Genomic DNA, 14,494 nt, shown 5'->3' with positions numbered 1-14,494 from the left:
TCTTTTTGATAAAGGGAAAAATAATTTGCGGGTGTTCATTTTTTTTGCACTTCAAACGCCAATATATTTTGCATAAGAATATATTAAGACATACCTAAATCAACAGCTAAGAAGCAGCTACCTACGTTTACCCTACAAACGAAAAAATCCGAACGAGTTTGATTCTCCATCAAGAATCAAACTCGTTCGGATCTTCCTTCAACTACAATACTTTTGTTCCAGCCTCTTTCTATTCGTTTATAAAGTTATCTCTTCGTCATTTGAATGGTTTTACAGGATTGCCTTTTAATCATTTTGTGAGGAACGCGCACTTGTTCTGCAACAGCATATGGCGTTTCAATCTGCTTAATCAAGCAGCGTACAGCCTGATAACCAAGTTCAAAAATATTAATATCAATAGATGTGAGAGCAGGTCTAGCCATTTCGGCGATCAGAACATTATTAAAACTGACAATCGAAATGTCTTCAGGAACCGAAATCCCCATTTCATCCAATGTATTTAAAACGCCTAATGCCATTAGATCGTCTGCTACTACCAAAGCCGTTGGACGTTCTTTTAGAGATAAAAGTTCGCAAACAGCTTCTTTTCCTCCCTTCTGTAGAAATTCTTCATGAATTACATACTCGTCCCGGTAAGGAATGTTTGCTTTTTGAATCGCTTTATCATACCCTGTTAAACGGTCAATGGTAACGACTAATTCAAGACTTCCGCCAATGAAAGCAATACGTTCATGTCCAGATTCAATTAAATATTCCGTCGCTTCTTTTCCAGCTTTAAAATTATCATTATCAACAAACGTGATGCTTTCACTATGTTTAAACGGCTTTCCAATAACTACAAACGGCACGCTCTGTTCTTGCAAATAAGAAAGTACTTGATCATCAACTTTGGAGTACAGCAAAATTAATCCATCCACTCGTCTTCCCTGTACCATTTGAACAACTTCTGCAAAAATCTCTTCTTCCGTTTCTCCAGTGGACATATAAATCGCTCTTTTGTTTTCGTGAGCTCCGGTGCTGATTCCTCTTAGCACTTCAGGAAAGAATGGATTCTGAAACACCTTGTCTGCTGAGCTCGGCATCACTAGGCCGACTGCCTCTGTCGTTTGATTTGCTAGACTTCGCGCAATAATATTTGGGTGATAACCAAGTTCTTTCATAGCCGATCGCACGCGCTGTTTTGTTTTTTCACTAATTCTTGAGCTGTCTGCAATGACGCGAGATACCGTCGAAGGGGCTACATTTGCTAAATTTGCCACATCTTTTATTGTTACACCCATAATTCCACCTCTTAATTATGTTTTCTTCATTAATACTTATCCAATATAATTTGACAACTATGACGCGCTGTCCTTTTTACGAGATTGAGAAATTTTCTTTTCTTTTCTTCTTTTTGAAGATGTTTTGTACAAAAAGATGCCAAATCCCGTATAAACAGCAGCAACCGCTGCGATATATCCAATATTAAACCCTGACTTTTTCACTACTTTATATACATTTGTGGTCTCAGGCTTCAATGAAATGTTGTATACATCGTCAACGGGTCGTATAATTCCTTCCGTTATTAACCCTCTTAGTTCATTTTCTTTTCCAACTTTTTTAAGCGGAACATTAATGGCCGACGTTTCCTTTGTATTATTAATCACAACAAACGTCGTTTCGTCCTTATACCTTCTCTTGTATACAGCCACACCTTTTTGCTCAGACACAAGGGTAAAGCTTCCTTTTCGAAGAGAAGGCGACTTTGCTCTAAGTTCAGACAGTTTTTTTAAATGATCTATAATATCGGGATTAGCTAAAAAATTCATCATGCCATAATTTTCTGCTCCCTTTCCCCCATTCAGCGCAATTTCCGTTCCATAAAAAACGATTGGTACACTCGGCGAAGTATAAAGATAGGAAAGCCCTTGCTTTGTTCGGGCTCCAGGATGATTTTCACTCTTTAATGCTTGTGCTGTAAAACGTGTGCTATGAACATCATCTAAAAAATTGGCTAAAGGCTGATTACTTTCTTTTCCCCACTTGTCATACAACATTTTTTGCGGAAGACTAGTACCGCTAAACGTAGCAGCAGTGGCTTCGGCTAGCGTTCTATCTACAAGCAAATCTACTCCTAATGAATCAGCCTGCTCATTTTTTTTTAATGGTTGCCCGTTTATTTCTCCTATTAATAGAAAAGAAGGATCCATGCTTTTTAGCGTCTTAGAAAAGGATGAAATAAATGCAGAAGAAGCTTGATCGATATCTTTAACGTAATATCCGTCAATATCTGCTTGTTTGCTCCACCAAGCAGCATTTTTAATAAGGTATTTCTGCACAGCGCTTTCTTTTAAATTAAGGTGAGGCAATGCTTTAATTACTTCGTTATCTGTACCGGATTCATTACTTATCCATGTTTGTTTTTCTTTATCTGCTACCCAGGGATGATTGTTACTGATTGTCAAAGGAAATTCAACCATAATTTTTATATTGCGCTCATGTGCTTTCTTCACAAGATTTTGTAAGTCTTTTAACGTTCCAAAATGATCGTCTATTTTATAATGGTCGGTCACCGCATATCCATGATAGCCTGTCTCATCATTTTCTATAAAAGGAGTTAATAAAACAGCGGTAAATCCCATCTCTTGAATATAGCCTAACTTTTGTGCTATTCCCTGTAAATCGCCCCCATAATAGGCATCTGAACGTTCATAGTTAACATTTCGATCATTCTGTTCACTTCCGTTATAAAAACGGTTGATCATCAATGAGTATATTACCTCATCACGTATATCTTTATGATCTTGCGCTGAGGCACTGCTTCCAAAAAGCAATAATAGTATAAGCAGCATACTTGTCCTTTTCCATTTCATCTATTCCCCTCCTATAGACGAACTGTTTCAAACTCACTTTTGTTTCCATTATAACGTTAACGCTTACATTATTGTTAAATAAGTTGATAAAAACAAAAAAAGTGATTAAAAGTTTTTACTTTTAATCACTTTTTTCCATCTATATACTGCTATACCGTCTCATTTACGTTCGAGATATGAGGTTTATCCGATACTTTACCAACTTTATTTAATCGATCAATCAATCCAACACCAAATTCAGGATGAAGGTTACCATCTTCTGTCGCTACGAAACTTTCACGAAATTCGTATGCGGATGAACCGTGTTCAGCAAAATCTAAACCAGCAATTTCTTCTTGGCTGAGACTTTTTTCTTATTTACATAATAGTTAACGTTTTCATATCTTTTCAAAAAAAAGTAACGCAAAGGAAAAGTAATTCCTTTGCGTTACCCCGTAGAAATAGATGTCATAATTTTCTTTTTCACTTGACTTGTGACAAAGTGCTTTTCTGTAAATACGTCATAATTTTCTTTTCGAATTTTATCAAGAATCGCTCGGTATAGATGCGCCGCTCCTGTAAGAGGCAAACGAGAAGCGACCGGATATTTATGAATCGACTGAAGTCCTTTTATATAATACATCTCCGCTTCTTTGGCCAGGTGCTCCCACATCTCTATAAATTCAGAAGTGACCCACCGGTTCTCTAATAGCATGCGCGTATATCCGTAAGAATTCATAAGATCTTTCGGTAAATAAATGCGCCCTCGCTCTAAGTCTTCCCCAACGTCTCTTAAAATGTTGGTCAGCTGCATTGCAATGCCTAATACAATTGCTTCTTCTTCTAATTCTTTATGAGTAGTTGGAGCTAAAATCGGTAAAAGCATTAACCCTACCGTACTCGCTACATGATAAGAGTATGTTTTCACTTCATCAAGCGTATCGTATTCTTTTTTTACTAAATCCATTCTCTGGCCGGTAATCATATCATCAAACGCTTGAACATTCATCTCATATTGTTCAAATACATTGCGCAGAGCTACCCACATGGCGCTTTCGTTTAATAGTTCTCCATTTTTAAATCGGGCAAATTCTGATTCGAATTGATGCAGCTCTATTTCAGGGTTGCATCCTTCATCTACAATATCATCGACTTGACGGCAAAATGCATATACTGCCCATACTGCCTTTCTTTGTTTTGACGGCAGCATGGAAAAAGCTTTGTAAAACGTTTTTGAGTTTTCTTTAATAATTTCTTCACACTGATTGTACGCTTTGTCTAACGAAATGTTCATCATATAGGACCCCTTTCTCTATTAAAGGATAAACCATCATTTCCTTATGGCTTACAAGATCTTAAGAAAGCTTTGCAACCGTTTGAACAGATGATTGTTCAATAAGATGATCAGCTAACATTTTTGCTCCTTGCATAACAATTGGCACGCCTCCGCCTGGATGAATAGATGCTCCGACCGCAAAAACATTTTTATATTCGTACGGCTGGTACTGGGGTCTGAATACGCCTGATTGAAATAGCTCAGGAGCAATACCAAAGCTTCCTCCTTCGTAAAGTCCAAATGCTTGAGCATCATTTGGCGTGCGTACTTTTACCCACTCTATTTTTTTACGAAGCTCATCAAACCCTTTTTCTTCTAAAGTTCGAATGATTCCATCAACAAAATCTTGCTGATTGCTCCAATCAATGTGGCCACCTGATGGAACCGGTATAAGTGCATATAGCACACTTTTCCCTTCAGGGGCTAACGATGGATCAATAACAGAGGGATTAAATGTATAAATAGCGGGATCTTCAGGAATCGTTTTATGCTTAAACACTGCTTCCATATGTTTAGCTAAATCATTGCCCATAAAGTATTGATGCACATTGTGATGATCATATTTTCTCTTCAAACCAAGATAAAGCAGTAAACAGCTGGACGAAGGCACATACTTCTTTTCTTTTTTTCGAGCAATTTTCGCCATATTAGGAAAGTCGCCATTTAAAACAACTTGATCAAATGAATAAAGTTTTTCGTCAACAATAACCCCTTCCGTTTTGTCTCCTGATATAGAAAGCTCTTGAACCGCCTTATTCAAATGAATGTTTACACCTTGCTCTATCAGCGCCTTTTCAAGAAGTGGCACAAGACTTGCGTATCCGCCTTTTACGTAATAGATGCCATGAGCATGCTCACTGTAAGGAACAAGGGAATAAATAGCTGGCGCCGAATAAGGATTTCCTCCAATATAGAGAGATTGCAGGGAATAGGCATCTACTAGACGTTCATCACGGAAATACGTTGAAACAAATTTTCTCATTGATTTATTTGCATCCATTTTTTTTAATGCCTTGATGTTTTGCCATGTCCAAAAATCTCGTTTATTTACAAATGTTTTTTCCAAAAATGCCTTACTTCCTAATTCAAATCGCTTTTTTAATTCAGTCATAAAACGCCGGTAGTTTTGCTGTTCGCCTGGGAACAAACGGCTAATTTCCTCTAACTGATCTTTTTCAGTCGCTTTTTTTGTATAGGTCGTACCGTCTGGAAAATGAATATCATAAAGTGGATCACAGCGTATTAGTTCATATTGAGAAGCGGAAATGCCTGCTTCATCTAAAATACGTTCAAGCATTAAAGGCAGTAAGACAATCGTGGGACCTTCATCAATTTTATAACCGTCTTTTTCTACAAACGCCAACCGGCCGCCAAGCTTGTTTTCTTTTTCGAAAATATCAACAGAAAATCCTCGTTTGCTTAATAACAAAGCGGTAATCAAACCGCCTATGCCGCCTCCAACAATTGCTGTTCTCATAATGCACTCTCCATTTCCTTCATGGTTTTAAACGGCTCATTCAGTAATTGTCCGTCTCTTTTTAAGATGAGCTTTGTCGTAATGCGAGATGATTCCAGAATAGTTGGTAGACCGCTTCCTGGATGAGTTCCTCCTCCAACTAGCCAGCAGTTTTCTAATTCTTCAAATTTATTATGCGGACGCAGCACCATCATTTGAGTGAGCTGATGTCCAAGGTTAAATGTCGCTCCTTTATAGACCAGCACGTCTTCTTCCCACTGCTTTGGTGAAATGATTTTTTCAACTTCAATATGACTCTCTAAATCCTTGAAACCCGTTTTCTTTTCTACAATTTTTAATACTGCATCCCGAAAATCTTTTTGTTTTTCATCCCAGTTTACACCGCTGAAATTATTTGGAACCGGCGCTAAAATATAAAGAGCAGACTTTCCTTCTGGTGCTAAAGTTGGGTCTGTTACACCTGGGTTTTGGATGTAGATAGAAGGGTCCTCTGAAAGAGCTAGCGTTTTTGTGATCTCTTCTACATTTTTTTTATAATCTTCAGCGAACACAATCGTGTGATGAGGCAGGTCTTTGTACTGTTTGTCTATGCCTAGATAAATCATGAAAGTAGAACAAGAGTATTTTTTCTTTTCAAGTTTTTTAACTGCATATTTTTTAAGGGCACCTTCATCTATTAAATTCGTCATGGCATGAGCAAAATCTCCATTGATAATGACGTCGTCTGCCCCTATTCGCTCTCCATTTTCTAGAATAATTCCTTTTACTCTCTTATTTTCAATCCATAGTTTTTGGACACCTTGGTTTAAGTGGATGTGCCCTTGATGTTCTTCCACTACTTTTGCCATTGCTTGAGATAGTTGGTTTACTCCTCCTATTGGATGGAAGATACCGTAAGCGTGTTCCATAAACGATAAAATAGAAAAGGCTCCTGGACATTCCCAAGGGGACATTCCCAAGTACTTCGATTGAAAAGTAAAAGCTAATTTCAATTTCTCATCAGTGAAATACTTGCCAAGTACATCATAGAGCGTTTTACCTAAGGATAAATGCGGCAGTGCTCGAATTGATTCAGGCTTTAAATAGTGATGAAAACGATCCATCTCGCCCTGCAATAAAGGCAGCAAAGCCGCCATCTTTGCTTCGGTGTCTTTCATAAAGCGCTCATAGCCTTCCCCGTTTCCTGGGTATAAACGTTCGATTTCTTCTTTCATCTTTTTATGGTTATCCGTCATCTGAATCTGCGCATCATCGAAAATAAGCTCATACATGAGATTTAGACGCTTTAAGTCCATATAATCATGCGCATTACGATTAGCAGCTTGAAATAATTCTTCAAAAATCTGTGGCATGCTCAAAAATGTAGGACCCATATCAAACGTATAACCCGACATTTTAATCGCTGAATTTCGCCCGCCCACGTATCCTTGCTTTTCATATACATCTACTTTATAGCCATGACTTGCTAACAGCATCGCTGCCGCTAGTCCTCCTGGACCTGCTCCAATCACGATTACGTTTTTTTGCATACATACACTCCTAATCCTATACAATAGTTATACAAACATTATACAAAGCTTTATTATTAAACACAACGATAAACTGCTTGTCTTTATTCGAATCATAAAATTACCAATAACTAAACCATTAAAATATGACATTTGTACCATTTTTCCAGAGCTTCAGTACACTTTCCCTTTATTCGGTGCTTTCAAGCTTTTATTTTATATCTATGTAAAGTTATACAAAAATAGACTGCGGTCTTCTTCTCTAGTTAAACGTACAAAAAAGAGAAACAGATGACTTTATTTCATAAAAAAAACCCTCTGTACTGAGAGGGTCCTGTCATTCCACAATTTGAATATTATTGTGAGTAAACCAGACGTGAATTTGAGCTAGATGAGCTAGCAGCTGAGGTCCTGTCATTAATTGACCAAACCACGGTGCTTTAAATCCTTCTCCGCCTGTATCAATAATATGCTTTAACTGTTGCTTATCAAAAAATTCATGAAGAGGTGACTGTTTATCTTGTAAAAGAGATTGAAGCCATACAGTTACAGCTTTTGTATAAGCTGGGTTATGCGTTTTAGGATAAGGGCTTTTCTTGCGATAAAGAACGTCATGAGGCAAAATTCCTTCAAGCGCTTTTCGTAAAATCCCCTTCTCTTTATTGCCCGTCATTTTCATCTCCCACGGAATATTCCATGCATATTCCACAAGACGATGATCTGCAAAAGGTACGCGTACTTCTAAGCTCGCGCCCATGCTCATACGATCTTTACGATCTAATAAAGTTGTCATAAACCAAATCTGATTTAAATAAAACAGCTTTCTCCGCTGCGCATCTTCTAACGATTCACCTTCTAATTCAGGCACTTCCTTTAATGTTTCTTCATATCTTGCACGCACATAATCTTCTAACTGTAATTTCTTTCTCCATGAACTTTGCAGCAAATCAATTCGAGCGTCTAATGAACGCATCCACGGGAAGGTATCCGAAGACAAATCATGTTTTCGGTGAAACCACGGATATCCTCCAAAAATTTCATCCGCACATTCTCCTGATAAGCTCACAACAAAATCTTGTTTGATTTCACGGCAAAACCAAAGCAGCGATGAATCTACATCAGCCATTCCAGGAAGGTCTCTCACCTCTACAGCCTCTGTTAAATGCTGCACAAGGTCCTCCGTTGAAATAATGCAGCGGTGATGATTTGTTTGAAACGTATCCGACATGAGCTTGATATAAGTTCCATCAGAATTTGGCTGAAACTCATTTACTTTAAAAAATTTATCATTATCTTCATAATCGATAGAATACGTATGAAGAGAGCCCTTGCCGCTTTCTTTGAACGCATTTGCAGCAATTGCTGTAATGGCACTTGAATCTACTCCACCTGATAAAAATGTACAAACCGGGACATCCGACACTAGCTGTCTTACAATCGCGTCTTGCACTAAAAATTTAACTTTTTCTGTAGTTTCACCTAAATCATCTGTATGCTGCTCACTTTTCACGTTCCAGTATCGCCAAATTTTCAACCCGTTACGAGTAAGCGTGAGCGCGTGAGCCGGGCGTAATTCATTTATTTCTTTAAATACGCCGTGGCCGGGAGAACGAGAAGGTCCTAAGCCAAACACTTCTGCTAATCCATCTAATCCTACTTCCGCTTTCACCTCAGGATGAGCTAATATCGCTTTTAATTCCGATGCAAATTGAATTCCACCTTCATAAGATCGATAGAATAAGGGCTTCACTCCCATTCTGTCGCGTGCTATAAATAACTTTTCATTGGCTTCATCCCAGATTGAAAAAGCAAAGATACCGTTAAAATGATCTACGCATGATTCTTTCCATTCTATATAAGATGTTAAAAGTACTTCCGTATCTGAATGTCCCTGAAATTGATAACCTCTTTTTAGTAATTCTTTCCGAATATCTTCCGTGTTGTAAAGCTCTCCATTATAGCAAAGCGTATAGAGCTGTTCATTTTTTTCTCTTGTCATGGGCTGTCTTCCGCCTTGAGGATCTACTACAACTAAGCGTTTGTGCCCAAAAGCAACATGCTGCTGTGTCCATACGTTGGTGTCATCAGGACCTCTTTTCGATAAAGTGTCAGCCATTTTTGTTATTGTTGCTGTTTCATTTAAAAGCGATCGCTTTAAGTCGACCCAACCCGTTATACCACACATCGTTTATCATCCTTTCTTTCACGCTCTTGTTTATGAATGAAATAATGCCATTGTATGCACGCAATAGTTACAGTTGAATTGTCCTTATATTTTATTTTCACTTTCGAGTTATAAAGAGAGCTTTTTTAGGCAATAAAAAAATATGGATAAATTTCACACGGAGGTTTGATTATGAATCATTATTCTAAACAACAAGCTCTGAACAATCAGCCGCGTTCCTTCGTGATTGGTACGGTTGAATGTGTTGATTCACAGTGGATTTTCTTTGAAGATGAAAGTGACGAAGCTTCCATGCTCCATGAAGTAATGGATGATACCTTAGAACTTCTTATTGATACACGCTGGGAAAAAGCCATTATGGTTGATGACCGTCAAATAAAGCTTCACGATGGAACGTATTTATTGCGAAATGGGGATAAGCTAAGACTGACTAAAAAGCTACCTTATGCATACGAACAGCTTCTTCAATCACTACCGAAAGAGACCTTTTTATCATTCACTCAGCACTTAAATTCATTAAAATTCTCTCTTTATGATTGTATTTACTGTCACAACACATTATGTTTTTTACCGACAGACGGTGATACAAAAGGTGCTAATTTTATCATTTATGACAATGAGGAAAAAATTTGTGCCGTTCAGCATTTATTCGAACGAGGCACGCATCACCTAGATCGATTTGAATATACCGTTAATGATGGAGAACGTTCAATGAATCTTTTTTTAGATTAAAGCAAAAGAAAAAAGCTATCTTATCCAAGATAGCTTTTTTCTTATCCTAGTACGACATATCCGTAATAGAATACTAAGATAAGCGCAATTACAAGTACTCCCCAAGCAACGCCTGTACGCTTTCTTTTTTCAGTACGAACAAGTACCATTTCCATTCCCACAAGCACTAACACTCCGGCAATTCCTTTAATGAGCGCTGCGCCTTGAAAATGGTACCAAGCCGCTAACATATGCAGACCTGATACTAATACTAATAAGTATAGGAGTCTCGCCACCATATGTAGGATTTTTTGACCTTTAGCTTTACCTGCTCGATGTAAAATCAACGAAACCACAAACGAGATAATTAATAATGTCCAAAGCGTTACATGAATATGTAGTGGAGCCATTCATCTCACGTCCTTTCTGAAAATATCATATCATGAAAACCTTTCCTTCACCAATAATATAAGGAAGGAAAAGGATTTTTAGCGGCTGCGTCCATAAGTAGCATACCGAATGAGTTTTTCAAGGGGTCCATCTGAAAATAGGCTCATCCATATCCGGCTTACCAGCAGTTGAATAAAAATGATAATCCCCGCAATAACCAAGCCTTCTACAATTGAAATATGTCCGTAGTATCCTAACCCATATGAGTAAAAAAGAAATGTGCATACAATGGACTGGACAATATAATTAGTTAAAATCATTCTCCCCAAAAGGGCAAATGGCTGCATGGCTTTTTGAATAGATACACTTCGCATAGCTAATGTGACCAACGTTACAATAAAAATTGCTCCTGCCGTTCCTCCGATTGTATCGTGAATATACGATGTCGCTACATTGTGATCTAAAACATACGGCAATACAGATGATGCTGCATACACGATGAATGAAATAAGACAAAGCCACTTTGTCTCCACTATATATTCTTCTATTTCTTCGAACCACTCGCTTTTCGCCATAAAACCGCCTAATAAAAACAGTGGAAATAGCGATAAAAACAGAAAAGGAACCGTATTTAAATTATACGCGTAGTACCAATCAAGCAAGCGCTGATGAAAGATTGACACAAGACTTCCGTGTCCATATGCTTGAAGCGCCTGGTCAATAATAGGCTGGTGAATTCCCGCTGCTGTCTCTCCTTCGTTAACAAAAGCCGCTACTGTTAAAATAACAATCATAATCACAGCATAAATGCTAAATATTCCGATTCCCCACGCTAATAACACTTCTTTCTTTGCTTCTTGAAAAAATAGCATCATCAAAGCGAAGAAGCTGTACATCACAATCATATCACCGTACCAAATAAATAAAGCATGAATAGCACCAACAAGAAGCAAAGCCGTGATTCTTCGTACATAAAAAGGAGTAAAGCTTACTTGCCTTTCGTATGTACGCTGGAACATTTTCATAAAACCAAATCCAAACAAAATAGCGAGCAGCGCGTAGCCTGTCTGCCCTACAACTACATCAACCAATCCATTAGCAACATAATTCATTCTTGAACCGTCCAACAAATTATGGTCGTAATAGGAAGCAGGTGAATAAAAATTCGGCATGTTCATGAGCAAAATACCAATAAGCGCGATTCCTTTTAATACATCTGCTGCCTCAATGCGCTGTTCTTTATCAGCTGCGTTCATTTTGAAACGTTTCATTCTTTCACACCTTACATTATTTCATTATTGCTTTCACATTATATCGAACGCAAAAGTTTTTCTTCAATGTTTACTATTTCCATTCCTCTCTTTAATGTTTTGCTTACTCTCGGCATATAGATAAAGAAAAAGCATTAATCACCTTTTTGTCTAGGCTTCATATGCTGTTACTAGACTAAATTAAAAGGGTGTTTGCCTATGCCTGCCATTGTTGGTGTTGTTAATCTTAACAGTGTTGGTTCAGCCAGCGTCTTTCATATTGGAGATGTTTATACAATAGCCCCTATTTCCACTGCTAAAACATTTGCTGGCGCAGGTTCGTTTAATACAGGTGACGGATTATATGTTGTGAATCAGCAGAGCTCAACCAATACGTCAGACAATGACGTAAATGATCAAAATGTCGCTGGAAATCTATAATAGAAATGAAGCTCATACAGGAGGATGCTTATGAACTTTTATGTGAATCAAAGTATCTGTATTCAAAGTATGAAAATCAGTGCTGTAAGTAACTCTTCGGTACTTCAAATTGGAAGCGTCGGTGTCATTAAACCCAACTCAAATCTCTTTAATACAGGAGGGTTTACAGGCGCTGCACCTACTGAAACAAAAAAAGGCATTCTTGGATCTGTTTCCCCTTCTACCTTTACTCCCGGAACCGGTGCGGGCACTGCCCCAGCTCCTTTCTCACAGTCGTTAACTCCCCCAGTTCGAGACAACGACTGACATGTTACAACCTTCATCGCCATATGTATATATATAACTATTTTCTTTATCAGAAGATAAGGGAATCGAGGTGATTGAAGGTGGATAACATGGACTATATTCAGCAAGTACATCAGTATGTTCAGCAAATGTCTTCGTATATTCAGCAGCAAGAAGGACGCATTGCTCAGCTTGAAAAAAACGTACAAGAACTTCAGAAAAAAATAAAAGAGTTAGGTGAACAGCCACCTATTAAAATTGATAAAATTGAATATAAATTTGAACAGTTAAAAATTGATTCATTAGATGGAACATTAAATATTGGATTAAACCCTCTTACGCCTGATAATTTAGAAGATATCATTATCAATGAGAAACCAGAAGTAACGTTTTCGCAAGGAGCTCAGCCACAAGGGCAGCCGCCTCAAGGTGAGCAGCCGGGACAACCCGGAGGTCCTGGACCACAAAATCCTAGCTTAAAACCATTGGACCGCCAGCTAGAAAAACAGTGGGTCTCTGATATCCACGAAACGATTTTAGCTGAGCTTAATCAATATGGATTTTCTATAGTTCAACATGTGCTTGATGAGCGCTCGATGATGATTGATGAATCGTACTACGAGTTTATTTTAGAAGATATTAAAAAGCAGCTGCAGCAGCGGATTACTTTTTATATACAGCAAGTTCAGCCGGAAGAAATGGAACGAAATTTTGAACAAATTAAACCTCAAATTATCGGTAAACTTTATGAAGATATGAAAAAAGGAATTGATGCATTTTTAACTTATTTACCTGAATCTTTAAAGAAAGGTGGACCCCCTTCATGAACTTTAACGTTGTAAACCGCGAATTGCTTGTTGGAGACGTTAGTATTACAGGCGTATCTTCTTCTTCTCTTTTTTTAATTGGTGATGCCAATTACATCTCTCTATCCTCAACATTTGATACGCCGGCTGAATCTTTGATTATCGGCCCTTATGTTCCACTATCGTTATCATAAAGGAGCTTACCTATGCTTTCACGCACATCTTCTGTTAATTATATAGAAATTAATTCCTTGTCGGCGAGCTCCTTTTGCCAAATTGGAGATTCAACAGAAATTCATCTACTTAATAAAGCTTTAGCTGATCGGAGACAGTATCCGTTTTTCTACGGTCGAGAAGGAAACTTTGATGATTACGCTATCTTTAATGAGCCTATTCCTCATGGCGATTACGAACCTATTCCCGTTCAAACATGGAATGAAATACCTTTGATCCGCGTTAACAGAATTGATATAAAAGGGTGCTCATTCTCGTCAGTTATTCATATTGGATCAACGTGTAATGTTTATGCAGAAGCCCGCATTAAGCATATTCGCGAACTGATCAACGATGAACCTTCAAAGGAAACTGAAACAGGAACATCAAGCAGTACTTCTTCACAAGCTAGCGGCAGTGAGCGAACCTTTTAACAAGCTGCTCATATACTAAACTGATATCAAGAAAAAAGGGTGTGAACCTCATGCCAGCAATAATCGGACCCGTTAGTATCACGAGCGTCGGAGGCGGTGTCGTAACGTTTGGAGATACGTTCTACGTCTCTCCAAAAAGTTCCGCTAAAACAGCCTCAGGCTCTGGTTCCTTAAATACAGGTAACTTTGTTAATACCAATAACGGCATTTCAGGAACAAATACGTTAGATCCAGATTTATTCGATCAAAATATAGCAGCAAACGCTTAAAAAAACCCCTTATCTTTGCTACTAAAGCAGATAAGGGGTTTTTTATTCACTTGAATTTTCGGCTGTTTGATTTCTTTGTTTTAGGTAATTTAGAAGAAGGCTGTTTACGAATCCATTTAATAAAAGAGCTAATTTTAGAATCAGCTTGTAATAAAGAAATCGTATTAAGACGAATGGCTAATTCATCATTTGTATATAATGCATGAATTTGTTTATGACACGGAATACATAAGTTTGCCGTTGGTTCAAACGCTCCGCCCATTTCCTTTGGCGTTAAATGATGTACGGTCGTCAAGACATCCTGCCTTCCGCATAATTCGCATGTTCCTATCCGCCTGTCTTTTTTCTTCATATAGAT

16 protein-coding genes are annotated in these 14,494 nt (G+C 38.0%); 7 read left to right on the top strand and 9 right to left on the bottom strand.

Translation table 11 applies throughout. From position 1 onward, the window contains the following. Window positions 1-245 precede the first annotated feature (245 nt). The 6 genes from AC0C45_RS06810 to asnB form a co-directional block, all read right to left on the bottom strand. Window positions 246-1,280 carry a LacI family DNA-binding transcriptional regulator gene (locus AC0C45_RS06810; protein ID WP_013055369.1) on the bottom strand — a complete coding sequence of 345 codons (1,035 nt, stop codon included), beginning with the start codon at window positions 1,278-1,280 and terminating at the stop codon, window positions 246-248. Between the two features lie 57 nt (window positions 1,281-1,337). Further along, window positions 1,338-2,852, bottom strand: coding sequence for an alpha-amylase family glycosyl hydrolase (locus AC0C45_RS06805; RefSeq protein WP_472927986.1), 1,515 nt, complete (start codon window positions 2,850-2,852; stop codon window positions 1,338-1,340). Window positions 2,853-3,279: 427 nt separating this feature from the next. After that, a complete protein-coding gene (locus AC0C45_RS06800; protein WP_472927985.1) occupies window positions 3,280-4,128 on the bottom strand; it encodes a phytoene/squalene synthase family protein in 849 nt (282 codons plus the stop codon). Between the two features lie 58 nt (window positions 4,129-4,186). Beyond that, window positions 4,187-5,644 carry a phytoene desaturase family protein gene (locus AC0C45_RS06795; RefSeq protein WP_016763012.1) on the bottom strand — a complete coding sequence of 486 codons (1,458 nt, stop codon included), beginning with the start codon at window positions 5,642-5,644 and terminating at the stop codon, window positions 4,187-4,189. Next, window positions 5,641-7,173 carry a phytoene desaturase family protein gene (locus tag AC0C45_RS06790; RefSeq protein WP_237893440.1) on the bottom strand — a complete coding sequence of 511 codons (1,533 nt, stop codon included), beginning with the start codon at window positions 7,171-7,173 and terminating at the stop codon, window positions 5,641-5,643. Before AC0C45_RS06790 ends, AC0C45_RS06795 begins: the two co-directional genes overlap by 4 nt. A 316-nt stretch (window positions 7,174-7,489) precedes the next feature. Continuing rightward, window positions 7,490-9,337, bottom strand: coding sequence for an asparagine synthase (glutamine-hydrolyzing) (gene asnB / locus AC0C45_RS06785; RefSeq protein ID WP_047931026.1), 1,848 nt, complete (start codon window positions 9,335-9,337; stop codon window positions 7,490-7,492). Window positions 9,338-9,508: 171 nt separating this feature from the next. Between asnB and AC0C45_RS06780 the strand changes: the two genes are divergently transcribed. Further along, entirely contained in the window at window positions 9,509-10,069 is a 561-nt protein-coding gene (locus AC0C45_RS06780) for a DUF2777 domain-containing protein (RefSeq protein WP_013055361.1), read from the top strand. A 41-nt stretch (window positions 10,070-10,110) separates the two neighbouring features. Here AC0C45_RS06780 and AC0C45_RS06775 read toward each other — a convergent pair whose 3' ends face one another. Next, window positions 10,111-10,458 (bottom strand): DUF1516 family protein, encoded by a 348-nt coding sequence (locus AC0C45_RS06775; protein WP_013081713.1) that lies wholly within the window; start codon window positions 10,456-10,458, stop codon window positions 10,111-10,113. 78 nt (window positions 10,459-10,536) lie between these two features. After that, window positions 10,537-11,709, bottom strand: a complete 1,173-nt coding sequence (locus AC0C45_RS06770) for a DUF418 domain-containing protein (protein WP_280168825.1) — start codon at window positions 11,707-11,709, stop codon at window positions 10,537-10,539. 198 nt (window positions 11,710-11,907) lie between these two features. On the opposite strand from AC0C45_RS06770, the gene AC0C45_RS06765 reads away from it, so the two are divergent. From AC0C45_RS06765 to AC0C45_RS06740, 6 genes are all read left to right on the top strand, one after another. After that, window positions 11,908-12,129, top strand: a complete 222-nt coding sequence (locus AC0C45_RS06765) for a spore germination protein (protein ID WP_013055358.1) — start codon at window positions 11,908-11,910, stop codon at window positions 12,127-12,129. A 30-nt stretch (window positions 12,130-12,159) separates the two neighbouring features. Then, the gene (locus tag AC0C45_RS06760) at window positions 12,160-12,435 is read left to right on the top strand and encodes a spore germination protein GerPB (protein ID WP_016763006.1); all 276 of its coding nucleotides are present in this window, start codon (window positions 12,160-12,162) and stop codon (window positions 12,433-12,435) included. Between the two features lie 89 nt (window positions 12,436-12,524). Next, window positions 12,525-13,241 carry a spore germination protein GerPC gene (gene gerPC / locus AC0C45_RS06755; protein WP_034654436.1) on the top strand — a complete coding sequence of 239 codons (717 nt, stop codon included), beginning with the start codon at window positions 12,525-12,527 and terminating at the stop codon, window positions 13,239-13,241. Next, on the top strand, window positions 13,238-13,414 hold the full coding sequence (locus tag AC0C45_RS06750) for a hypothetical protein (protein WP_013055355.1): 177 nt from the start codon (window positions 13,238-13,240) through the stop codon (window positions 13,412-13,414). Before gerPC ends, AC0C45_RS06750 begins: the two co-directional genes overlap by 4 nt. A gap of 12 nt (window positions 13,415-13,426) precedes the next feature. Beyond that, window positions 13,427-13,867 carry a spore germination protein GerPE gene (locus tag AC0C45_RS06745; protein WP_047931028.1) on the top strand — a complete coding sequence of 147 codons (441 nt, stop codon included), beginning with the start codon at window positions 13,427-13,429 and terminating at the stop codon, window positions 13,865-13,867. Window positions 13,868-13,917: 50 nt separating this feature from the next. Beyond that, on the top strand, window positions 13,918-14,136 hold the full coding sequence (locus tag AC0C45_RS06740; protein ID WP_016763004.1) for a spore germination protein: 219 nt from the start codon (window positions 13,918-13,920) through the stop codon (window positions 14,134-14,136). 46 nt (window positions 14,137-14,182) lie between these two features. Here the strand turns inward: AC0C45_RS06740 and AC0C45_RS06735 are convergent, their stop codons facing one another. Then, entirely contained in the window at window positions 14,183-14,488 is a 306-nt protein-coding gene (locus tag AC0C45_RS06735) for an HNH endonuclease (protein WP_047931029.1), read from the bottom strand. Window positions 14,489-14,494: the final 6 nt, after the last annotated feature.

This window comes from Priestia sp. VA7 (assembly GCF_055710015.1).
Note: the sequence above shows the minus strand (reverse complement) of the source record. Positions and strands in the feature narration are given on the sequence as shown.